Raw genomic sequence first — 21,912 nt, forward strand, 5'->3', positions numbered from 1 at the left:
TCATGGCGTCTGCGCGCGCCCACGCCTCCTCGGAACACTATATTGGCGAGGAGGATTTTTATTGGCGCTTTCAATGCCCACTAAAGCTGCGCTCACTCACGGTCTCGCGGCCGCCAGTAAAGCTGCCCTCCAAGGCCCTAGAACTGGAGGAAATCCCCAGGTGGGCTGCGCTATTCTTTCTCCCGCCGGCAGGATATTGTCAATGGGGTATCACCGGGGAGCCGGAAGCGCCCACGCCGAAGTAGACGCCCTTGCGAACTTGAAAGAGGATACCGGATCTGCTCCCCTGACCGCGGTAGTCACTCTGGAGCCTTGCAACCATAGCGGTAAAACTCCTCCCTGTACCCGTGCCCTGATTGAAGCAGGGATTAAAAATGTAATCTGGGCAGCCGATGACCCTAACCCGAAAGCTGCTGGCGGCGGGGAATATCTGAGCAGCCAGGGGATTAACGCTATGCCCGCTAGTGAAGTGGGAATAGATGAAGACGTCCTCGCGAAGGCACAGGAAGTTAGCGCCCACTGGGTGCTGGCCACCCGGCGTGGCCGCCCCTGGACGATTGCGAAAGTAGCGCAGACTCTGGACGGGTATTGCGCCGCTAAGGACGGATCTAGTCAGTGGATTACTAACCGGCTCTCGCGTGCCTATGCGCACCGGATTCGATCCAGCGTGGATGTGATTATTGCCGGCACCGGTACCGTCCTTGCTGATAATCCCCAGCTATCGGCGCGTCTAGCCGATGGTCGCGAGCTCCCGCAGCAGTCGCGCCCCCTGGTGGTGGGCAAGCGCGAGATTCCCGCAGATTTTTATCTGACCGGCAAAGCGGAACAGGCACGCACCCATGACCTAAAGGCGGTGCTAGAAAGCTGCTACCAACGCGGAGAGATTTTTGCGCTCCTGGAGGGCGGACCTACCTTGGTAACCGCGGCACTAAAGGCTGGCCTGGTCGATGAGCTGCATGTCTACCTGGCTCCTCGGCTACTGGGAGAAGGGCGCAAAGGGATAGGCGACTTGGGGATTAACGCTTTGACCAGTTCCCTGGATTTCCAATTGCAACAGGTTAAAGAATTAGGCGGAGATGTTTTCTTGGCGTTAGAAAAGGAAGGGGCGTCATGTTTACCGGACTAATAGCAGAGGTCGGGACGATTAAATCCCTAAAGAAGCAAGAAACAGACCTCGAAATTGGGATTTCTTGCACTTTCGCCTCCGAGCTGTCCCCGGGAGAATCGGTGGCTACCTCCGGGATTTGCCTGACCGTGACCCGGGTCGAAGGCGATACTTTCTATGCCTACGCCATGCCGGAAACCGTAAGGCTCACCACTTTGGGGCAAAAACGCCTTGGCGAGGGGGTTAACCTGGAGCGCGCCCTCCTCCCGACAGATCGCTTAGGGGGACACCTGGTCGCCGGGCATATTGACGGTACCGGCACGGTAACTTCCCTAGAGGAAGGGCAGCGTTGGCAAGAGCTACAGATTTCTGCTCCGCCCTCATTAATGCCCCAGATCGCGCGGAAAGGATCGATTGCGATCGACGGAGTGTCTCTAACCGTAACCGCGGTGGGTGCGGACTATTTCCGGGTCGCAATCATCCCCGTCACCCGGGATAACACTACTTTAGGGACGCTTTCGGCCGGCTCTTTAGTCAACTTAGAGACTGACCAGATAGCGAAATACGTGGAACGTCTACTGGAGGGGAGTAAAAACTAATGAGTGACTTGGCGAAGTTATTTGAGCGGGTCAGCGCAGCACTGCGGGCAGGAAAACCCGTTTTGGTAGCGGATTCGAAAGACCGGGAAAATGAAGTTGACGCGATTGTTAGCGCCCAAACAGTTACCTCCGAGTGGATGGGGTGGATGGTGCGTTACACCTCCGGTTATATTTGCGCCCCCATGCCGGCCGAACGTGCAGATTTGCTGGGATTGCCGATTCAATGGCCAGCCAATCAAGATCAGCTGCGCACCTGTTACACCGTTTCCTGTGATGCCGCAAGGGGAGTGACCACCGGGATATCAGCTGCGGATCGCCGTACCACTTTGCGGGCTTTAGCCAACCCTCAGGCCAGCAGTGAAGATTTGGTGCGTCCCGGACATATTTTGCCGCTGCGGGCGCGCAGTGGCGGGATTTTTACCCGGGCAGGACATACCGAGGCGGCAGTTGATCTCATGGAGCTAGCAGACCTGTCTCCGGTAGCCGCCATCGGGGAAATGGTTCACGATGACGGTTCTATGGCTCGCTACCGGGACTGCCCGGCAATCGCAGAAAAGTTTGACCTGGAACTAATTACAATCGCCGAGCTGAAAGAGTTTTTATCCCAGGAAAAACCACAGGTAGAGTCGGATAAGATCACCCGGGTTACCGAAATCGCCAGCGCCAAACTTCCCACGCAATTTGGGGATTTTACGGTGCGTGCTTATCAGGATTCTGAACTAGGCACAGTGCATATGGCGCTGATCTCCGAAAAGACTGCAGAGTCGACCGCTTTGGTGCGGATTCATTCCGAATGTCTGACCGGGGAAGCTTTCGGCTCGCTGCGCTGCGATTGCGGGCCGCAGCTACAGCAAGCGATGAGGCAGGTAGCAGCCGAGGGCGGCGCGATTATTTATCTGCGCGGTCAAGAAGGACGCGGGATTGGGCTGAGCGAAAAAATTAAAGCCTATGCTCTGCAGGATCAAGGACGCGATACTGCTCAGGCTAATCTTGATTTGGGATGGCCGGTTGACCTGCGTGAATATGGGGCGGCGGCCGCTATCTTACGGGATCTGCAGCTACTTAATATCCGTTTGCTGACCAACAATCCGCAAAAGGCGCTGCTTAGTCAAGATGGGATTGAAGTAGAGGAAACCGTACCGCTAGAAGTCGGGATCGATCCGCACAATATCGAGTATTTACGTACCAAACAGCGGCTGGGACATACCTTCCATAATCTCGACAATTTCGTGGCTAAGGAATAGCCGCGGCACCCTAGGGAAAAACGACTGGTACTGAGGAGGAAGAATGGCTGGAGCAGGAGTTCCCGACTTACATATTGCCGGAGCAGGCAAGAAAGTGGTGATTATCGCTACTCAATGGCATGAGCAGGTAATGAAGGGTCTGGTAGCGGGAGCCGAACGCGCCTGTCGGGATGCGAAGGCGGACTGCGAAGTAGTGCGGGTTCCGGGCTCCTTTGAGCTTCCCTTAGCTGCAAAAGCCTATGCTGAAAGTGGGAAAGCAGACGCCCTGGTTTGTCTGGGAGTAGTTATTCGCGGAGGTACTCCTCATTTTGATTACGTATGTGACGCTGCCACCTATGGTCTCACCAAAGTGTCGATTGAATCCCGGATTCCCCTAGGGTTTGGGCTGCTGACCTGTGATAACGAAGAACAAGCCTTGGATCGAGCCGGATTGGAATCTTCTAGCGAAGATAAAGGCTACGAGGCCGTACAGGCAGCGTTAGCCATGGTGCAAGTCTTGACGCAGGCTAAAAAGTAAGCGCCCTCGTCTTTAGCTTTGCGCGAATCACAGGTTCGAGGTTAATAAGTAGCAGTCAATCAAGGTAGAGTTAGCAGTCGAGGCGGCCGAGTGCTGACAAAGGTTTTGCTGAGGTTGAGCGCTACGGTTTCTAAGGACAGTGAGGAGATATGAGCCAGGCAAGTATCCGGCGAGACGACGTGTTGCGAGCTATCGTCACCGACTATGTGGAAACCGGTGAACCCGTAGGCTCTAAGGCGTTGGTAGATCGGCATGATTTGCGGGTATCCCCGGCCACGGTGCGCAATGATATGTCGGTGCTGGAAGAGAAAGGCTATCTTTATCAGCCCCATACCTCTGCTGGGCGAGTACCCACCGAAAAGGGGTATCGCGCCTTCGTGGACCGGATATCAGAGCTCAGCCCGATTACTAGTGCTCAGCGGCGTGCGATTGAGACTTTTGTTTTAGGAGCCGCTGATTTTGATGAAGTAGTAGCCCGTACCGTTCGGGTTTTAGCCCAGTTGACCCGGCAATTAGCGGTGGTGCAGTACCCGCATTTTGAACGCAGCGGCCTGCGCCATATCGAGCTAATCCCAGTTGCAGAGTTCAAACTGCTAGTAATCGTTATCACCAATAGCGGCCGGGTGCAGCAGGCTACTATCGAAACTCGCTATGAGGTTGACTCTGCGAGCGCCCACTCTTTGGCGTTGCTACTAAATTCCACTTTAGCGGGAATGGAAGCATCACAAATATCCCAGGTGGAACCAGTATTAATGGCAGGAGCCGCCCCGGAACACCTGGAAGTGATCTCTCAGGTGTTGCCGATTATTCGCGAGGCACTTACCGGGGAACGCACCGAGAGGATCGTGATGGTAGGGGCGGGAAATTTGGTGCGCTCTAGCCCCGAGTTTTCTAGTTCGATCGGCTCCATTTTAGATGCCCTGGAAGAGCAAGTAACCTTGCTGCGGCTATTTTCGGAGATTGATCAACAAGATTCGCCAGTTACAGTCACGATTGGCTCCGAATCAGGCGAGCATTCCCTGTCGGAGACTTCCATTGTGGCAGGGGCTTACGGAGATAAAGAAAGCGGGGTCGCCCATGTCGGGATAGTAGGCCCACAAAGAATGGACTATCCGCGCGCAATGAGTATTGTTCGTGCGGTTTCGCGGTATTTATCGCGGATGATGACCAGGTAGATTAGGAAAGAGGAAAACGGATCCTTGGCTGATTACTATGAGATTCTAGGGGTTTCCCGGGACGCTACGGAAGCGGAGATTAGACGTGCGTACCGCCGCAAAGCCCGCAAGTTACATCCGGACGTAGCCGGGCCACAGTCAGAAGAGGCTTTCAAAGAGGTCTCGATGGCGCACGAAGTCCTGTCTGATCCGGAAAAGCGGCGCCGCTACGATATGGGCGGTGAGTCCGGTTTCGCCAGCTCCGGTATGGGCGACTTTTCCATGTTCTCCGATATTTTTGAGAGCTTTTTCGGAGGGGAAACGGGCGCTGGCCCGACTCCGAGAGGACGGAGAGGAGAGGATCTGCGTCAACGCCTGGAAATCGCTTTAGAGGAAGCGGTATTTGGGGTAAAGAAGCAGGTACAGGTGCGGACTGCGGTAGTGTGTCCTACCTGTGAGGGGAGCTGCTGCGCCCCGGGAACTTCCCCGCGTACCTGTCAGGTTTGTAATGGTCGCGGCTCGGTTACCCGCTCTACCCGTACCTTCTTGGGACAAATGCAATCCACCGTTCCCTGTAGCGCCTGTGCCGGTCACGGTACCACAATTCCTGATCCCTGCCCCGAGTGCTCCGGTGAAGGACGAATACGCACCACTTCCACTTTGCAGGTAGAGATTCCTCCCGGGGTGCAAACCGGACATAAAGTGCAGCTGCGTGGTAAAGGTGCAGTAGGACCGGGAGGTGGCCCCAGCGGGGATTTGTATTTAGAGATCAAAGTCAGTGCCCATCGGGTATTTTCCCGCCACGGGGATAATCTGGAGACTACATTGCGGGTGCCGATGACGGCCGCCATTTTGGGAACCAAAGTTGACTTGGATACTTTTGATGGCACTCAAGAGATTACTATTGCACCTGGCACCCAGCCTGGTCAACAGATTCGGCTTGCCGGCTTGGGGGTAGGACGCTTACAGCGAGAAGGGCGCGGCGACCTGATTGTAAATATTATGGTTCAGGTGCCCACTAACCTAGATGCTGCTCAGCGGGAACTAATCTCGCAATTGGCGCAGCTTAGACAAGAAGATCGGGTAGAACCAGAACCGCTAGCCGATAGCGGAGTGTTCTCTCGCCTGCGGGAACGATTTGCAGGTCACTAATGTTTCTTCCCGTATTTTTAGGTGACGAATCCTGCCCGCCGCTCATCTCCCTGCAAGAAGGAGGACGCGGATCCCTTAAAGGATCAGAAGCCGCCCACGCAGTCGGTTCGCTGCGTCTGGGAGTAGGCGACCCCCTCGACCTAGTTGACGGTAAAGGGTTGCGTCTGCGCTGCCAGATACTGGCAACCGATAAAAACTTTTTAGAGTTTGAAGTACTTCAGGTAATGCACCTATCTTTGCCGCAAACCCAGTTTGGGCTGATCCAGGCACTTTCAAAGGGTGGGCGCGATGAACAGGCAGTGGAATCGGCAGTCGAGTTAGGGGTAAGCCGGGTGCGTCCCTGGGCGGCAGGGCGCTCGATTGTGCAGTGGAAGGGATCTAAAGTGCAGCGGGGCGCTAAGAAGTGGGAGTCGCTACTGCAAGCGGCAGCGAAACAGTCCCGCCGTGCCAACTGGCCTCTCCTAGATCCCTTAGCTGATTCGCGGAAACTGCAAGAAATAATCGCCGCCGCAGGCAGCGAAGAAAAGTTTCTGCTGCTCGACCCGGATTCCTCCCTACCTCTTATTGAAGCCTGGGAGCAGGTAAGTGAGGCGAAAATGATACACCTGATTGTTGGTCCGGAGGGCGGGGTGAGCCCGGAGGAAACTGCTAAGTTTTGCGCTGCCGGCGCGATTACTGCGCGGCTGGGACCTACCGTTTTACGCTCCTCTAGCGCCGGGCCGGCTGCCTTGGCGGCGTTAGGCCTTTGCAGCGGCTTTTGGGGACGGAAGGAAGCACTCTGAGATGACCGATGAACTAACCCAGGTGCTATTACCGGAAGACCTGGATCCGGTGCTGGTGTTTGGCCCCGGAGACCAGGTATTGCGGGCAATGCAAGATAATCTGCCGGGGGTAAGGATTAACTCACGCGGCAATATCGTAACTTTTCAAGGCAATCCCGGCGAGGCACGGATGGGTGCCGACCTGCTAGGCGAATTGATTGCAGCTGCCCGTCATGGTAATCCTCTGTCTGCCGCGGCAGTCCAGCAGGCGTTAACCCTCATGTCATCGCAAGAAACCTTACCGGTACTGCGTACTAAACGCCGACAGGTTAGGGCAAAAACCCCTGGCCAACAAAAATATTTAGAGGCGATCGCCAATAATCGGATCGTCTTTGGGGTGGGGCCAGCCGGGACCGGAAAAACCTATCTGGCGATGGCAAAAGCGGTGGAAGCTTTAGAATCAGGGGCGGTGTCCCGGATAGTTTTGACCCGTCCCGCGGTAGAGGCAGGTGAATCGCTCGGTTTTTTGCCCGGTACACTCACCGAAAAGATCGACCCCTATCTGCGTCCTCTTTATGATGCCTTACGGGAAATGCTGGAACCGGCGGAACTTGCCCAGCTGCTAGAATCGGGAACGATTGAGGTTGCTCCGCTTGCCTATATGCGCGGGCGCACCATTTCTCATGCGTTCATCGTGTTGGATGAAGCTCAAAACACCACTACCCAACAGATGAAAATGTTTCTCACCCGGCTGGGGGAAGGCTCAACTATGGTTGTGACCGGGGATATTACCCAGATTGATCTGCCTCGGGGCAAGCTTTCGGGACTTAAAGATGCTCGCAACGTCCTCACCGGAGTTAAGGATATCGAGTTTTGCTATTTGACCAGCGAGGACGTGGTTCGCGATAAACTGGTGGGACTGATTATTGATGCCTATGAACGACATGCGAACACTTTAGATGAGGAGGAGAAGTACCGGTGAGCGTAGAGGTATTAAACGAAACTGAATACCAAATCGACGGGGAAGAATTCCAAGAGCTTGCCGCCTATGTGCTGGAGGCAATGCATGTGTCTCCAGCGGTTGAAATGTCGCTGATTTTCGTGGAACCGGATGCGATCGCTGCCTTGCATGAACGTTGGTTAGACCTAGAAGGTCCGACCGATGTGATGAGTTTTCCGATGGATGAACTGCGCCCTGGCAGCGCGGATTCTCCCACCGAGGCCGGTATCTTAGGGGACATTGTGATTTGCCCCGAGGTGGCTCAGGCGCAAGCCGCTAGGGCTGGGCACTCTTCCGCCGAAGAAATGCTGCTCCTTACGGTGCACGGAATCTTGCATCTACTTGGCTATGACCACGCCGAAAAGGATGAAGAAAAAGAAATGTTTGCTTTGCAACGCAAACTCTTGCTGACCTTCTTAGCGGAGCGGAGCTGAACTTGATCTCCCAAATACCTGCGGGAGGACTCCTCGCCTTAGCGATCGCATTAGTGGGGGCAGATGCCGCCTGGGCTGCGGCGCTGGGAGCCTTCCAAACTCTTTCCCATGCGCGGGCTCAAGACCTGGTTGAAGCAGGGCGCCGCCGCGCTCCGTTAGTACGTTCCCTGCTGGAAGATAGGGGCCATACCGTGGCTATCTGCCAGTCTTGGCGTCTATTCGCGCAGGTATTAGCGGCCACCTGTATGACTTTGGCTATGGTAGGGTTTGGCTTGACTTGGTGGGTGGCGCTGCTAGTATCGCTACTGGTATTGGGAGCCCTGCTGCTGATCTTTGCCACTTTTGTAGGTATGCGGGTGGGGCATTATCGCCCCGAAGCTACCGCTTTGTGGCTGAGTAAAATGGTTAATTTTGGGCTAAAAATATCGGTTCTTTCTCGCCCGGTAGAATGGATAGTGCAAAAGATCGCGCCCCTCGGTCCGGTAGATGAGGCCGCTTCTCGGGCTGAAATCGCGGAAGATTTCCGGGAAATGGTCGACGAAATGGGGCAGGAAGAGAACCTAGCTTTCGAGGATGAAGACCGCCAAATCGTGCGTTCTGCCTTGGAACTGGGGACTACTCTGGTTCGGGAAATTATCGTGCCGCGTACCGATATGGTGGCGGTAGAAACCACAACCTTAGCCAGAGAAGCTTTCGAAGTTTTCATTCAATCTGGTTTTTCGCGGATCCCGGTGCTCGGGGAAGACGCCGATGATGTGCGGGGAATGCTCTATCTGAAAGATCTGATTTCGCGCTGTTTTTCTCGCCCCGAACTAATGGATCATCCGGTCCCTGAAATGATGCGCGAAGCCTTCTTTGTCCCCGAAGTAATGCTCGCTGATGACTTGATGCGTCAGATGCAAGTGGACGCTCCCCATATCGCGGTAGTGGTTGACGAATGGGGAGGCACCGTTGGCCTGGTGACCATTGAAGATATTTTGGAAGAGCTGGTAGGAGAGGTAACTGATGAACATGACCGCGCCGAGCAAGAACCGGAGCAACTCAGCGCCAATACCTGGTTGGTGCCCGCCCGTTTAGGTTTAGATGACCTCGCTGAACTAGTAGGTCTGGAAATAACTGATGACGAAGTGGATACTGCTGGTGGGTTGCTGGCCAAAGCTTTAGGAAAAGTGCCCCTGCTGGGATCACATGCCCAGACTAAGGGACTGGAAATTTCGGTGAAAGAAGTTGCTGGCCGGCGCCGGCAAATGGATACCCTATTGGTGGAACGTCTAGACACAGAAACGGACGAAGAATGAGTGAGCAAGACAAAATAGCACCTAGCGAGCATCGTGCAGGATTTGTTTCCATCGTGGGGCGCCCTAATGTTGGCAAATCTACCCTAACGAATGCGCTGGTAGGACAGAAAGTGGCAATCACTTCTTCGCGTCCGGAAACTACCCGACATAACGTACGCGGAGTAGTTCAGGGTCAGGATTATCAGATTGTATTGGTCGATACTCCCGGTCTACACCGCCCCCGCACGCTGCTGGGTAAACGCTTAAACGATATGGTGCGCGAAGCCTTAGTAGATGTGGATGCAGTGGTTTTTTGCGTGCCCGCAGATCAAAAGATCGGTCCGGGCGATCGCTATATTGCTGCCGAACTTAATGAACTCAATATTCCGGTTATATTGGCGGTTACCAAAGCTGATCTGGTCTCGAAAGAGCGGATGGTATCAGCACTGATAGCTGCGGGCGAACTGGGGGATTGGAAAGAGATTGTCCCCGTCAGTGCCAAAGAGGGAGAAGTGTCGGTACTGGCGGATCAGATCGCGAAATATCTGCCACCTTCTCCGCCTCTATATCCACGCGACCAAGTAAGCGACGAGTCAGTAGAAAAACTGATTGCGGAATTTGTGCGCGAGGCAGCGCTAGAAGGGGTACGCGAAGAGCTTCCGCACTCGATTGCGGTGCAGGTAGAAGAGATTCTGTACCAGGGGGAAGATAGCGGCCCGAGCCTTGGGTACGGTACGCACCGCGCCTCGGAAAATAATAAAGATAATGCCAAAGGCACAGAAGGCGAAGTTGCTTCGGGCGATGCTCCCTCCCTTGCCGATACTGTGTCTCAAGGCGAGGCCGCCTCCCCTCAGCAGGAAATTAAACCATTAGATGTGCATGTAAACGTGTTCGTGGAACGCGACTCTCAAAAAGGAATCTTGATCGGTAAAGGTGGCAGCCATATTCGTCGAGTGCGGATAAAATCCAAACGACAGATTCAAAAACTATTGGGACGTCCGGTGCAATTGCACCTGCATGTACGGGTGGCAAAGAATTGGCAGTCAGACACGAAAATGCTCGGACGTCTGGGATTCTAACTCTCTACCTCAAGGGGGAGGGGAGGGAGGCGCTTTGAGATCGTTTTTTAAGCGGCCGGTAGCTATCTCTGCTTCGTTCATAGAGGGAAAAAGGATTATTGTAAACGTTTCCTTATAGACAAGTGTTCCTGCTAGGATCTTTAACATTAAGTTCTAGCGCGAGGAGGCGTATATTCGTGGCGACCATTAGGGACGTGGCCAAGGAGGCGGGAGTCTCGATTGCTACCGTTTCGCGCGCGTTGAATGGGAATACTCATCTAGCTGGCGCTACCCGGCAGAAAGTATTGGCAGCCGCCGACAAACTGGGGTACCAAAAAGACCGACTAGCAGCGGCGATGCGTACCGGACGTACCGGAGCCATCGGATTAGTCCTAGGAGACGTGATGAACCCGTTCTATGCGATGCTGGCGCATTGTGTCGAGCGGGCAGTACATTCCCATCAAGCGTCCTTGGTGCTATCTAATGCGCATGAGGACGGGCAAAGCTACGAAAACGGAATTCAGGCACTGGTAAAACAAGGGGTAGATGGGCTGTTAGTGGTACCTCCCTCCCGAGTGGCACCCGGATGGAAACATCCAGACCCTCCCGAGTCGGTAGCAATGGTGGCTCTAGATCGGGAAGCTCCGGGAGCCAAGATCCCCTCGGTGGTGATTGATTCTGCCCGAGCAATGCAAGACCTGGGAGAGCATCTGCGCGCTTCCGGGTATCGCCATCCCGCTTATCTTGCCGGCCCCGAGTTTTCTTTATCGGGGCAAAGACGCACTGAAAAACTCCAGGAAGCCTTAGCTAACTGTGGTTTTGGGGAGTTAGAAGTGGAGTATTGCCCTCATGAGGCAGTGTCTGCAGCTAGTGCCGCCCGGGCTCTCTTGTCACTGTACCGTCCCGATATTATTATCTGTGCCTCCAACCAGATTGCCCTGGGGGTATTGATGATCGCAAAAAGTATGGGGATGCAGCTAGGCAGCGACCTGGGATTGGTAGCAATCGATGATATTCCCTGGTTCTCAGTAATGTCTCCGGCGATCAGCGTAATTGACCAGCCGGTCGATAAACTCGCTAACTTGGGGGTAACGGTACTGATGAAACAGATTTTTGGTGCCTCCTATTTGCCGAAAGCTGGGGATCGTTTAGTGGCCGGTGAAGGTGTCTTTATTTCTCGGGAATCCACCCAAGGTCCGCAGTTGTCTGCTCAATATGCGGGCCGGTGGTTACCAGAAAGTGGAAAAACGGTTTAGAGTAGTCCCGTGCGCATGATTATTCTGCTGCTAGGCTGCCGCGACGAAGTCCAGTAAAACTGGTCGAGGCTCGTCGCGGGATTCTTTGGTGTCTTCGGCCAGCCACTAAAAAAAGCAGAAAGAAATCTTAGAATGCGAACTACTGGTAAAGCTCCCCAGCAACAACCTTCCGGAATGCCTTTTCAAAAGTATGCTCATTTTTGGGATACTTCTCTGAAACTGCCGGATCGTACCTGGCCAGATAACAATGTTACCCAGGCTCCCCGTTGGTTATCTACGGATTTGCGGGACGGTAACCAGGCTCTGATTGAGCCGATGGATCCCAGGCGTAAACGCAAATTGTTCGAGCTGTTGGTGCGGATTGGGATGAAAGAGATCGAGATCGGATTTCCGGCGGCCTCGCAGATAGATTTTGATTTCGTGCGCTCCCTGGTGGAAGAGGACGCTATCCCCGAGGACGTGTGCGTTTCCGTGCTTACCCAGGCGCGCGAAGATCTAATCGGACGTACTGTGGAATCCCTAGTGGGGGTGCCGCGCGCCAATGTGCATATCTATAACGCCACCTCACCAACTTTTCGGGAAGTAGTATTCCATAACGATAAAGCCGCTACTGTGGAACTGGCTGTAAGCGGGGTGCGCGAGGTAATTGCGCAAGCAGAAAAGCAGCTCGATGATTCCACGGTTTTCGGGCTGCAATATTCTCCAGAAATTTTCGTAGATACCGAAGCCGAGTTCGCCTTGGAAATCTGTGAAGCGGTTATGGATATTTGGCAACCCGATGAGGATCGCGAAATTATTTTGAACCTGCCGGCAACTGTGGAGCGTTATACGCCGGACTCCTATGCGGATCAAATCGAATGGATGAGCCGGAACCTGAGCCGCCGTGAACATATCTGTTTGTCGGTGCATAATCATAATGACCGGGGAACGGGGATTGCTGCGGCAGAACTGTCTATGAAAGCCGGCGCTGACCGGGTAGAAGGCTGCCTGTTGGGTCAGGGCGAGCGCACTGGTAACGTAGATTTAATTACTTTGGCGATGAATCTTTATTCCCAAGGAATCGACCCCATGTTGGATTTGTCCAACCTGGATCGGGTGCGCGAAACCGTAGAGTATTGCACCCGCATGGAGACTAATCCTCGCCAGCCCTATACCGGCGATTTGGTTTACACTTCCTTTTCTGGCTCTCATCAAGATGCCATTAAGAAGGGCTTTGATAAGCGTACCCAGGAAGTTGCGGCTGCTGGAGGTGACCAGAACCAGGTAATTTGGACAGTTCCTTACCTGCCGATTGACCCCGGTGATGTAGGACGCGATTACCAGGCGGTAGTGCGGGTGAACTCTCAGTCTGGCAAGGGGGGAATAGCGTTCCTGATGAAACGCGACTACTCTTTGGATTTGCCGCGCCGCCTGCAGGTAGAGTTCTATCGCCTGGTTCAGGACTATACGGAAAAGTTTGGGGGAGAAGTCGATTCCAAACATTTATGGAACATTTTCGCTGACGAGTATTTGCCCGGCGAAGAGCATAGTCTTTCTCCTTGGGGGCGCTTCAAACTGTGCGATTCCCTCGCAGATACCAACCATGAAACTGGGGTAGTGTCTTTGCGAGCTCAAGTTAGCGATAACGGTACTTTGCGTACTTTAGAGGCGGTGGCGCCTGGCCCTATTGAAGCGTTTATTACTGCTTTCCAGGAGCTCGGTTTGGATATCAAGGTGCTTGACTATGTAGAGCACGCGATGGAAACCGGGGAAAGTTCGCGGGCAGCCGCCTATATTGAGGCCGAGATTGCCGGTCAGGTGCTGTGGGGAGTTGGCATTGATTCTTCGATTACCCGCGCTACCTATAAGGCGGTAATCAGCGCCCTCAACCGTGCGGAACGCTAGGGTCTGCACAACATGCGCTAGCATCTTCTGAGCTGCATTAACCTAGGAGCGCCAGAGGAATCACTGCCACCCCGTCCTTGCGACGATAAGCGTAAGTACCGGTATATACCAGGATTTTATCTAGTAGCCGACTTCCAAGTCGCTTTTCTAGCCAGTTGAGATGGCGAACGTCTTCTGTATCAACGATTGCGGAGGACTTAGCTTCGAATGCGATAGTTTTTCCATCGTAGCGTTCGATAATCGCATCTACTTCACGTTCTCCCGAAGGGGTGCGGAAGTGGAAGACCTGAGATTCGCATTCTTGGGCAGCTCCTCGCAGGGTAAGCAGCATCAATGACTCGAATAACTGTCCATAAGTTTCTAGGGTTCCTTCGGCTCCGCTGGTCAAAATATCTTCACTTACCCCCAGAAGATAAGCAGCTAAACCGGGATCTGCCAGGTGATGTTTAGGGGCTTTCGATAATCTTGCAAAGGAAGTATAAGTGGGCGACCAAGCAGGAAGCGGATCTAAAATCCAGAGTTTTTCTAGGAGATTCCGGTAGCTGCTAGTAGCTGATTTTGAGGGTAAATCGCCCTCTGCTGGTAGCGCAGCTTTTAATATCTTGGTATACGAAGCAGTGGTGGCAGTAGCAGCTGAATATGCACGCAGCCATGCTTGTAAGGCCGCTGGTCTACGCAGGGTAACTCCCTGTTCAGGGAAATCACGGTCAACTATCCGCGAAATATAGCCCGCAACGGCCGCCCTGCGCGCCCGAGGAGAAAGGTCTTCTATCTGGGGGAAGCCGGTGGAACAGATGGCGCGGGCGTAATCCGAATAAGAAAAGTTACTTTCCCCAGATATCGGAGTGGAGAAGGGTTTTGAGGAAAAAATATCGCGGATAAAGATCTTTGGAGTGCTGCCGGGGCGTTCCGATAATGCCAGAGGACGCATTCTCAGTGAAATAATTCTCCCGGCGCCAGAATGGGTGTCCACATTCTCAATCGGGGTAGCACTGCCGGTAAATAGAAAACGAGTATCGGCTTTTTCATCGATAAGTCGGCGGGCGCCATCCCAGACCGGAGGATAGTTTTGCCATTCGTCAAGCAATACAGTTTTGTGGGAGGTAAGCACTGTTCGTAGCTGCGAGGCAACTAGATTACGTACATCCGGAGAATCTAGTTCGAGGACGCTTTCGACTCTACGGGAAGCAGTAACGGTTTTCCCCACGCCTTTAGGGCCATCAAGCGCGATTCCAGGTAACTCTGGGAGAAGCGCATCGAGCTCGTTATCTACGTATCGTCTAAGATATGTTTCAGAAGAACCTGGAAGCACTTTTACCTCAATTAATAGATGCTAAAAGTCGTTTTACATGAATTCTAGCAATCGTTTTGCAGGAAGTCTAGCAATCGTTTTGCAGGGAATCTAGCAATCGTTTTGCAGATTTTATGCGGGCGGCTGTTATCCATATTTTCAAGCCAGGCACTAGCAGTTACCCACCAGCTCCCTTTGAAAGGTGGGGTTTGAATCCAAACTGAACCTAGAAGCTGTAACTAGATATGAGATAATGAGCGGGTGCTGCGAACCTACACCGACCAGGCGATTGTCCTTAGAACCACCAAGTTAGGGGAAGCGGACATGATTCTAACCCTGCTGACCTTAGAGCACGGTCAGGTGCGGGCGGTAGCCAAAGGACTGCGCCGCACTTCCTCAAAATTTGGGGCGCGCCTGACCCCCTTCAACCGGGTAAAACTGCAACTGCACTCCGGGCGCAACCTGGACACGGTTACCCAGGCCGCCTCGCTCAGCCTAAATGCCCCGAGAATCGCTTGCGACTATGAACGGTACCTATCGGGGCAAGTAATGCTAGAAACCGCCGAGAAACTATCCGAGGGCGAGGCTTCACGCAGCCAATATCATCTGCTAGCTGGCGCAATACCTGCTTTAGCAAATCGGGCGCACCGCCCGGGCATGGTGCTGTCCTCTTACCTATTACGCACTCTAGCGATTGCCGGATGGGCGCCTGCTTTAGGTGAGTGCGCGCTGTGTGGAGCTGATGGCCCCTTTAAAGTATTTTCCGCACCTGCCGGTGGGGTGGTGTGCGAAAACTGTCAGTTAAGCGGAGGCCTTCACATCTCTATGCCAGTAATCGAACTGCTCACCGCGCTGTTGGCGGGACAGTGGCCGCAGGTCTACCAGGCGGATCCGCTAACTCAGGGGATAGCAGAAGAAGTGGTCACCGCCTATACCGAATGGGTGCTAGAGCGAAAACTAAAATCCTTGTCGGTGATGGCACGCAAGGCATAATAAGAACATGAGCGATAAAGACTTCGTAGCCACCGTTCCCCCTGGGCAGGGTTCCTCAATGCCCCCGTTATCGCCAGTGCCAGCCCATGTGGCACTAATTATGGACGGTAACGGACGCTGGGCTAACCAGCAGGGATTACCGAGAACCGCTGGGCACGAGGCCGGAGAACTATCGCTCATGGACACCCTGGCCGGAGCAGTAGAAGCCGGGGTAAAAATGGTGAGCGTCTATGCTTTTTCTACTGAAAACTGGAAACGTTCTCCCGCGGAAGTGCGTTTCCTAATGGGGTATTCGCGAGACGTGATTCGCCGTCGCTCCCATGAACTAAACGACTGGAACGTGCGCACAGTCTGGTCGGGCAGGCGCGGGAGGCTCTGGAAATCGGTTATCAAGGAGCTAGAAGCGGCGCGGGAACTAACCCAAAATAACACCGGGCTGGTGTTTAACATGTGTATTAACTATGGAGGGCGCGCAGAACTGGTTGATGCGGCGCGTGCGGTTGCCCGCCGGGTGGCGTCCGGGGAAATCAGTGAAAATCATATCCGCGAGGACACCTTGGCGCGGGAAATGTATCTGGGGGGTATGCCGGATGTGGATTTGCTGATTCGCACCTCCGGGGAGCAGCGCCTGTCTAATTTTTTGCTGTGGCAATGCGCCTATGCGGAGCTTAGTTTCGTTCCCGAGATGTGGCCAGATTTTAAACGAGAACAACTCTGGCGGGAACTAGCCGCATTTGGAGGGCGAGATCGGCGTTTTGGGGGCGCGAAAGATCAGCCTCAGCCCGCCTAAGTTTCCCCGCGCCCTCGTAAAATAATAGGCGTTACACCTCAAGGTCCTAAACCGGTTCGCAGTTCGCGGTCGGGGAATTAGCAAATGCAGCCTGCCGCCTAATCCCATAAGGGATGAGCGAACAGGCCGCTGCCCAGTTTCGGTTCAAACCAAGTGGATTTAGGGGGCATTATTTGACCCGCGTCAGCCACCTCCATTACTTGGTTAATCTGGGTAGGGTACATGTAAAAGGCGCAGGCAGCGCCCTTATCTACCGCTGCTTTAAGTTCGCTGTCCCCGCGAATCCCGCCTACGAACTCGATGCGTTCACTGGTGCGCGGATCGGTAATTCCCAGCAGGGGAGAGAGCACAGTTTCTTGCAGCAAAGACACATCTAAAGAATCAGGCAGCTCTTTACCAGCTAAAACCTGAGGATGGAAGCGGCAGGCGTACCATTTTCCGCCTAGATACATGCTGAAAGCACCGGCATTTTCCGGGGCCGCAAACTCGCTCAGTTCAGTTAGCGCTGCTACCTGCGATAAGTCTTTCAAGAACTGTTCGGGGGTAGTATCACCCCAATCAAGCACTAGCCGATTATAGGGCAGGCAACGCAGGTCATGGTCGGGAACCGCGACCGCTAGGAATTCATTCCAGGGGGCATCTGCGCGCGGGGGGCGAGAAAGTCCTACTTTTGCGGCGGAAGCCGAGCGGTGATGTCCGTCGGCAATATAAAAGTAATCCAATGATTCAAAGACTTCGCTCGCTAAAGAAGTATCTTCCGGCGAGAGCGGCCAAAGCTCATGGACAGTGCCTTCCAGAGTTTCTCCTTTGAGTAGCGGCTCTTCTTGAGTTACCCGCGCAGTGAGGGCATCTATTTCTTCACGGGCGCGATAGGTGAGAAATACCGGTTCGGTATGGGCATTCACCCGGTCAAAATGTTTAATCCGGTCGGCTTCCTTAATCGCTAAAGTTTTCTCATGCCGCTTAATAGTGCCGTCTTGATAATCGGCAACCTGGGCGCACCCTACGATTCCTACCTGGCTCGAGCCCCGCCAAGTCTCCCGGTACAGGTATAGGCAAGGTTCATTTTCACGAACAAGCACGCCCCGGTCAATAAAATCCGCCAGATTGGCGCCGGCTTGCTCATGCACTTGATCAGCGTGTTGATCCACACTTATGGGCAAATCAATCTCCGCGCGCGTGATATGCAGATAAGAGTTCGGGTCTTTGCCCTGCGCGCTAGCTTCCTCACGGTTCATAACGTCATAGGGCAGTGCCACTACTCGCGGGGCAGCCTCGCTAGTGGGACGCAGCGCACGGAAAGGACGCAACTTCGGCATCAAAATCTCCTTAAAGCTATTACCTTTGCCCCCAGCTTATCGGCTTGGCTCCAGTTTCGGAGTTTCGTACCACCTATTAGCGAGTGGAAAGATGGGAACTAATGCTGGTGTTAAGGGTATTCGCGCCTAATCCCGCGTGTGCGCAGGGAAAATAGCGAGCGTCCTCCAGTTATTTGCTGAATTCTTTGTATATGTCCGAGTCATAAACCCAGTCGAACTGTCCAATCATTTCCATGAGGCCGCCCTCGCCACAGAACGCTTTCTTGAAGCTATAGAGGCCCCCGGAGTTATCAATCTCGTAGATACCTCCCATATCGTATTGGGTATATCCCTGTTCGATAGCGTCCTTTATTGCTTCATTATTCATTTGATAGTTAGGACGCAGATTTCGTTTTTCATTGGAACTAGCAGCATAAATATAAAAACACTTCCGGTTGAAGCCCAAAGCGATGGCGCAAGAAAGTACCTCATGCTCGGGGGTGCGAGTTTCATAGAGAGTTACCGCTGGGGGGGGAAAGGCATTAAATAGGCGCACGAAGTAATCTTTAGGGCGATAGGTGATTCCCTGGCGCTTCGCCATGATTTTGGTTAGTTCATAAAAATTATCGAGCGCTGGTTCAAACCCGGGATTACCACGATGAAAACGCAAAGTTTCCAGGCCATGTTTATAAGGAACTTTGATTTTACATTTGTTTTTCGATTTTACCGTTTTCAGAAATTCGTCATGAGCCCCCATGCTAATGTCTGCAATCATATGCATCCGAGGATTGGAGAAGCGGTGTTCATCAGTTCCCCGAGTGGTGATCGCCAGATTAGCTATGCCGGCATTGCGATAGCTTTCCAGTACTTCCTCGTCATAGGCGAACTCGGGATCCATCCTTAAGACAAATCCATTACGTTTTTCAATTACCGCGGCAGCTTCTTCAACTAAGGCTTTCACGGTGTCGATATCTTTAAAATCGCAGACCGGGCCGCGCGGGGCATACATAAAAGCGTGGGATCCATCATTCTTGACCGAGAGTATGGAGAGAGCGGCGGTAATATTTCCCGCATCGTCCTCCAAATAAACGTAGTCACTGTCCCAGTTATTTTTTACTTTTGCCCAGTTAACCGATTGCATAACGTGACCGTACCGACTGGTAGCAACGAATTCTTCATAGCGGGCTACCGCTTCGCTGTCCGTTAAATCTAAAATAGGCACGGTAACTCTCCTCGTTTTTTTGAGATAACTACAGATGTTACGGAATGAAATCCGAATTTAGAATACTTTACTGTCTTAGCACAGTACTAATACCATTAATCAGCGATTTTGAACTCGGTCAAGAAATCGTCTCCCTGGTAAATCAGTGGGCAGGAGATAACAGCTAACCGCTACTTTCCTCCAGGGAGAGGGGAAACAAATGAAACAACTTGCCAAAGAGCCCTCGGTCACAGTCGTTTTCGCCACTGGCAGCTCGCCTATTAGACTTAAGCGCGATGACAAGCAACGATAAAATGCCTCGCACCTATCATGTGCGAACTCTTGGCTGCCAGATGAATGAGCATGACTCCGAACGGATGGCGGGGCTGCTAGAAGCTGACGGCTTGATACCGGTAGAACTGGTTCCGCAAGCAGCCCAGCGCGCTACCAATGCCGGGGACGGCGGCGCTGATGTGGTAGTAATCAACACCTGCTCGGTACGCGAAGCTGCAGCTAACCGCCTCTTTGGAAACCTCGGGCAACTGGCCAGTGTGAAGCGGGAACGCCCCGGAATGCAAATTGCGGTGGGAGGTTGCTTAGCGCAGCAGATGCGCGAAAAAATCATTGAAAAAGCTCCCTATGTGGACGCAGTATTCGGCACCCACAATATAGATGTGCTCCCCGCATTGCTTCGGCGGGCACGGCACAATCACCGCGCTGAAGTAGAAATCGCAGAGTCCCTGCAAGTTTTCCCGTCCACTTTGCCCACCAGGCGAGAATCCCCCTATTCCGCTTGGGTGTCAATCGCGGTTGGCTGTAATAACACCTGTACGTTTTGTATTGTGCCCTCCCTGCGGGGACGGGAACGCGATCGCCGCCCGGGGGAGGTGCTGGCAGAAGTAGAAGCCGTGGTTTCTCAAGGCGCGATTGAAGTGACTTTGCTGGGGCAGAACGTCAATTCTTATGGCGCGGGATTTGGAGATCGCGGAGCGTTCGCCAAGCTGTTGCGTGCCTGTGGAAATATCGAGGATTTAGAGCGGGTACGTTTCACCTCCCCTCATCCGGCGGCTTTTAGCGATGACGTGATTTGGGCAATGGCGGAAACTAAAAACGTAATGCCCACCTTGCATATGCCACTCCAATCGGGCTCTGATACTATTTTACGCGCGATGCGCCGCTCCTACCGGCAAAAACGCTTCCTAGGGATACTGGATAAAGTACGGGAAGCTATGCCCGAGGCCGCGATTTCCACCGATATTATCGTAGGCTTCCCCGGAGAAACCGAGGAAGATTTCCAGCAGACTCTAGAGGTAGTTGCACAGGCTCGTTTTGCCTCTGCCTTTACCTTCCTGTATTCGCCGCGTCCTGGCACTCCGGCGGCTGACCGGGAAGATCAAGTACCTCACCAAGTGAAACTGGAACGCTACAACCGGTTGATTGCGCTGCAAGACCAGATTTGTTTGGAAGAAAACCAGAAACTTGCGGGCAGGCAAGTAGAGGTTTTAGTTTCCGAGGGAGAGGGGCGAAAAGATCAAGAAACTCACCGGGTATCTGGTCGCGCCCGAGATGGACGCCTAGTCCACGTGGCGCTACCTGCCGGACAGGAAATGCCGCGACCGGGAGATATGGTTACGGCTACTGTCACGCATGGGGCTCCCCATAACTTGCTCGCGGATTCCGCCTTGGAGGGAGGATTATTCTCGGTGCGCCCTACCAGAGCCGGGGATGCTTGGCAGGCGCGTCAGAGTAAGCAGGAAGAATACTCCCAGCAGGTTTCACTGGGAATTCCCGCCATTCGTCCTCGCAGATAGGTGGTCTAATGGATTCCTCCAAGCTTCCGCTCTTAGCGGTAGTCGGGCTAACTGCCTCGGGTAAGTCTGGTTTTTCCCTGCACTTAGCTGCGGCGTTGGGGGAGAGAGGAATCGCTTGCGAGATTATTTCGGCTGATGCTTTCCAGCTGTATCGCGGTATGAATATCGGAACCGCGAAGATTCCGGTAGATGAGCGCAGGGGAATCCCGCATCACCTGTTAGATGTTTTACAGCTAGAGGAAAAAGCGTCAGTAGCTGATTATCAGCGCAGTTGCCGCCAAGTTATTGAGCAGATTCGCTCGCGCAATGCCCTGCCGATATTGGTAGGGGGGAGCGGACTATATGTGCGCGCCGCCCTTGACAAAATCGAGTTTCCCGGAACCGATAGTGCTATTAGAGCTCGGCTGGAAGCACAGGCAGCGCAGCTGGGGATGGAGAAAATGCATCAACGCCTCGCCGAAGTTGATCCCCAGTCCGCAGCCAGAATCGTGCCGGCTAATGAACGCCGGGTGATTCGCGCCCTGGAAGTCTACGAGCTAACCGGCAAGAAATTCTCTGCCACTATGCCGCGGCGGGAATACTTCCAGCCTGCTTTGCAATTGGGAATCTCCTGGCCGCTTCCCGTGCTTGATGAGCGCATATCCCAGCGCACCACCCAAATGCTGGCGCAAGGATTTATCGCGGAAGTTGAGGAGCTGCAAAAACAGGGACTGGCAGACACTCCCACTGCTTGCCGGGCTACCGGCTACCAGGCGGTTATGGATTTGCTAGCCGGAAAAATCACTCGCGACGAGGCTGCTGAGCAAATAGCGCTGCAAACTCGGCAGCTTGCCCGTAAACAACGTAAATGGTTCCGAAAAGACCCCAGAATCCATTGGTTAGACGGCGAAGCCGGCACATCCGCCAACCTAGAACAAGCCCTGACCCTCCTTGGAATTAAGTAGTAGCAACGCATCACGAGGGGGCGAGATTTTTCCTCCCGCCCAAGAATTTGGAAAACGTAGCGGCGTTTTCCAAATTCTTATGCCCACCGCGCCCACTCGGATAAAACCTCGCCCTCTCGTTTAGGATGCTTTGTCGTACCAAA

General features: G+C 53.6%; 20 protein-coding genes. 17 read left to right on the forward strand and 3 right to left on the reverse strand.

Annotation, left to right across the window (positions count from 1 at the left end; translation table 11 throughout):
* Positions 1–61: 61 nt before the first annotated feature.
* The 13 genes from ribD (at position 62) to leuA (ending at position 13,441) form a co-directional block, all read left to right on the forward strand.
* Positions 62–1,126 carry a bifunctional diaminohydroxyphosphoribosylaminopyrimidine deaminase/5-amino-6-(5-phosphoribosylamino)uracil reductase RibD gene (gene ribD / locus L0M99_RS00485; protein WP_238127398.1) on the forward strand — a complete coding sequence of 355 codons (1,065 nt, stop codon included), beginning with the start codon at positions 62–64 and terminating at the stop codon, positions 1,124–1,126.
* On the forward strand, positions 1,111–1,704 hold the full coding sequence (locus tag L0M99_RS00490; protein ID WP_024058558.1) for a riboflavin synthase: 594 nt from the start codon (positions 1,111–1,113) through the stop codon (positions 1,702–1,704). Before ribD ends, L0M99_RS00490 begins: the two co-directional genes overlap by 16 nt.
* The gene (gene ribA / locus L0M99_RS00495) at positions 1,704–2,948 is read left to right on the forward strand and encodes a GTP cyclohydrolase II (protein WP_238127399.1); all 1,245 of its coding nucleotides are present in this window, start codon (positions 1,704–1,706) and stop codon (positions 2,946–2,948) included. Before L0M99_RS00490 ends, ribA begins: the two co-directional genes overlap by 1 nt.
* Positions 2,949–2,991: 43 nt before the next feature.
* Positions 2,992–3,465: a 6,7-dimethyl-8-ribityllumazine synthase gene (gene ribH, locus L0M99_RS00500; RefSeq protein WP_024058560.1), complete on the forward strand. Its 474-nt coding sequence runs from the start codon at positions 2,992–2,994 to the stop codon at positions 3,463–3,465.
* A 149-nt stretch (positions 3,466–3,614) separates the two neighbouring features.
* Positions 3,615–4,640: a heat-inducible transcriptional repressor HrcA gene (hrcA, locus tag L0M99_RS00505; RefSeq protein WP_024058561.1), complete on the forward strand. Its 1,026-nt coding sequence runs from the start codon at positions 3,615–3,617 to the stop codon at positions 4,638–4,640.
* Between the two features lie 24 nt (positions 4,641–4,664).
* Positions 4,665–5,771: a molecular chaperone DnaJ gene (gene dnaJ / locus L0M99_RS00510; protein WP_024058562.1), complete on the forward strand. Its 1,107-nt coding sequence runs from the start codon at positions 4,665–4,667 to the stop codon at positions 5,769–5,771.
* Positions 5,771–6,553, forward strand: a complete 783-nt coding sequence (locus tag L0M99_RS00515; protein ID WP_238127400.1) for a 16S rRNA (uracil(1498)-N(3))-methyltransferase — start codon at positions 5,771–5,773, stop codon at positions 6,551–6,553. The genes dnaJ and L0M99_RS00515 overlap by 1 nt, the downstream gene beginning before the upstream one ends.
* Before the next feature lies 1 nt (position 6,554).
* The gene (locus tag L0M99_RS00520; RefSeq protein WP_238127401.1) at positions 6,555–7,514 is read left to right on the forward strand and encodes a PhoH family protein; all 960 of its coding nucleotides are present in this window, start codon (positions 6,555–6,557) and stop codon (positions 7,512–7,514) included.
* Complete coding sequence (gene ybeY / locus L0M99_RS00525; protein ID WP_238127402.1) at positions 7,511–7,966, forward strand: rRNA maturation RNase YbeY; 456 nt, start codon at positions 7,511–7,513, stop codon at positions 7,964–7,966. The genes L0M99_RS00520 and ybeY overlap by 4 nt, the downstream gene beginning before the upstream one ends.
* Positions 7,967–7,968: 2 nt before the next feature.
* Positions 7,969–9,264, forward strand: coding sequence for a hemolysin family protein (locus L0M99_RS00530; RefSeq protein WP_238127403.1), 1,296 nt, complete (start codon positions 7,969–7,971; stop codon positions 9,262–9,264).
* Complete coding sequence (gene era / locus L0M99_RS00535) at positions 9,261–10,322, forward strand: GTPase Era (protein WP_238127404.1); 1,062 nt, start codon at positions 9,261–9,263, stop codon at positions 10,320–10,322. The genes L0M99_RS00530 and era overlap by 4 nt, the downstream gene beginning before the upstream one ends.
* 176 nt (positions 10,323–10,498) lie before the next feature.
* On the forward strand, positions 10,499–11,557 hold the full coding sequence (locus L0M99_RS00540; RefSeq protein WP_238127405.1) for a LacI family DNA-binding transcriptional regulator: 1,059 nt from the start codon (positions 10,499–10,501) through the stop codon (positions 11,555–11,557).
* Between the two features lie 132 nt (positions 11,558–11,689).
* Complete coding sequence (leuA, locus tag L0M99_RS00545) at positions 11,690–13,441, forward strand: 2-isopropylmalate synthase (protein ID WP_238127406.1); 1,752 nt, start codon at positions 11,690–11,692, stop codon at positions 13,439–13,441.
* A 37-nt stretch (positions 13,442–13,478) separates the two neighbouring features.
* Here the strand turns inward: leuA and L0M99_RS00550 are convergent, their stop codons facing one another.
* A complete protein-coding gene (locus tag L0M99_RS00550; protein ID WP_238127407.1) occupies positions 13,479–14,753 on the reverse strand; it encodes an ATP-binding protein in 1,275 nt (424 codons plus the stop codon).
* A gap of 243 nt (positions 14,754–14,996) precedes the next feature.
* Between L0M99_RS00550 and recO the strand changes: the two genes are divergently transcribed.
* Positions 14,997–15,725: a DNA repair protein RecO gene (recO, locus tag L0M99_RS00555; protein ID WP_238127467.1), complete on the forward strand. Its 729-nt coding sequence runs from the start codon at positions 14,997–14,999 to the stop codon at positions 15,723–15,725.
* Between the two features lie 58 nt (positions 15,726–15,783).
* Positions 15,784–16,515, forward strand: coding sequence for a polyprenyl diphosphate synthase (gene uppS, locus L0M99_RS00560; RefSeq protein ID WP_425304297.1), 732 nt, complete (start codon positions 15,784–15,786; stop codon positions 16,513–16,515).
* A 98-nt stretch (positions 16,516–16,613) separates the two neighbouring features.
* Here uppS and L0M99_RS00565 read toward each other — a convergent pair whose 3' ends face one another.
* Together L0M99_RS00565 and L0M99_RS00570 are read right to left on the reverse strand one after the other, a co-directional pair.
* A complete protein-coding gene (locus L0M99_RS00565; protein ID WP_024058574.1) occupies positions 16,614–17,834 on the reverse strand; it encodes a DUF1015 domain-containing protein in 1,221 nt (406 codons plus the stop codon).
* Between the two features lie 169 nt (positions 17,835–18,003).
* Entirely contained in the window at positions 18,004–19,035 is a 1,032-nt protein-coding gene (locus L0M99_RS00570) for a lipid II:glycine glycyltransferase FemX (protein ID WP_238127409.1), read from the reverse strand.
* Positions 19,036–19,310: 275 nt separating this feature from the next.
* Between L0M99_RS00570 and miaB the strand changes: the two genes are divergently transcribed.
* Positions 19,311–20,825: a tRNA (N6-isopentenyl adenosine(37)-C2)-methylthiotransferase MiaB gene (gene miaB, locus L0M99_RS00575; RefSeq protein ID WP_238127410.1), complete on the forward strand. Its 1,515-nt coding sequence runs from the start codon at positions 19,311–19,313 to the stop codon at positions 20,823–20,825.
* A gap of 8 nt (positions 20,826–20,833) precedes the next feature.
* The gene (gene miaA / locus L0M99_RS00580; RefSeq protein WP_238127411.1) at positions 20,834–21,769 is read left to right on the forward strand and encodes a tRNA (adenosine(37)-N6)-dimethylallyltransferase MiaA; all 936 of its coding nucleotides are present in this window, start codon (positions 20,834–20,836) and stop codon (positions 21,767–21,769) included.
* Positions 21,770–21,912: the final 143 nt, after the last annotated feature.

This window comes from Varibaculum cambriense, from assembly GCF_022133705.1.
Lineage (GTDB): Bacteria > Actinomycetota > Actinomycetes > Actinomycetales > Actinomycetaceae > Varibaculum > Varibaculum cambriense_A.

Coding starts and splice junctions, on each gene's coding strand:
- L0M99_RS00490 (WP_024058558.1), top strand. CDS start 1,111: ATGTTTACCGGACTAATAGCAGAGGTCGGGACGATTAAATCCCTAAAG.
- ribA (WP_238127399.1), top strand. CDS start 1,704: ATGAGTGACTTGGCGAAGTTATTTGAGCGGGTCAGCGCAGCACTGCGG.
- ribH (WP_024058560.1), top strand. CDS start 2,992: ATGGCTGGAGCAGGAGTTCCCGACTTACATATTGCCGGAGCAGGCAAG.
- hrcA (WP_024058561.1), top strand. CDS start 3,615: ATGAGCCAGGCAAGTATCCGGCGAGACGACGTGTTGCGAGCTATCGTC.
- L0M99_RS00515 (WP_238127400.1), top strand. CDS start 5,771: ATGTTTCTTCCCGTATTTTTAGGTGACGAATCCTGCCCGCCGCTCATC.
- L0M99_RS00520 (WP_238127401.1), top strand. CDS start 6,555: ATGACCGATGAACTAACCCAGGTGCTATTACCGGAAGACCTGGATCCG.
- era (WP_238127404.1), top strand. CDS start 9,261: ATGAGTGAGCAAGACAAAATAGCACCTAGCGAGCATCGTGCAGGATTT.
- leuA (WP_238127406.1), top strand. CDS start 11,690: ATGCGAACTACTGGTAAAGCTCCCCAGCAACAACCTTCCGGAATGCCT.
- uppS (WP_425304297.1), top strand. CDS start 15,784: ATGCCCCCGTTATCGCCAGTGCCAGCCCATGTGGCACTAATTATGGAC.
- L0M99_RS00565 (WP_024058574.1), bottom strand. CDS start 17,834: ATGCCGAAGTTGCGTCCTTTCCGTGCGCTGCGTCCCACTAGCGAGGCT.
- miaB (WP_238127410.1), top strand. CDS start 19,311: ATGACAAGCAACGATAAAATGCCTCGCACCTATCATGTGCGAACTCTT.
- miaA (WP_238127411.1), top strand. CDS start 20,834: ATGGATTCCTCCAAGCTTCCGCTCTTAGCGGTAGTCGGGCTAACTGCC.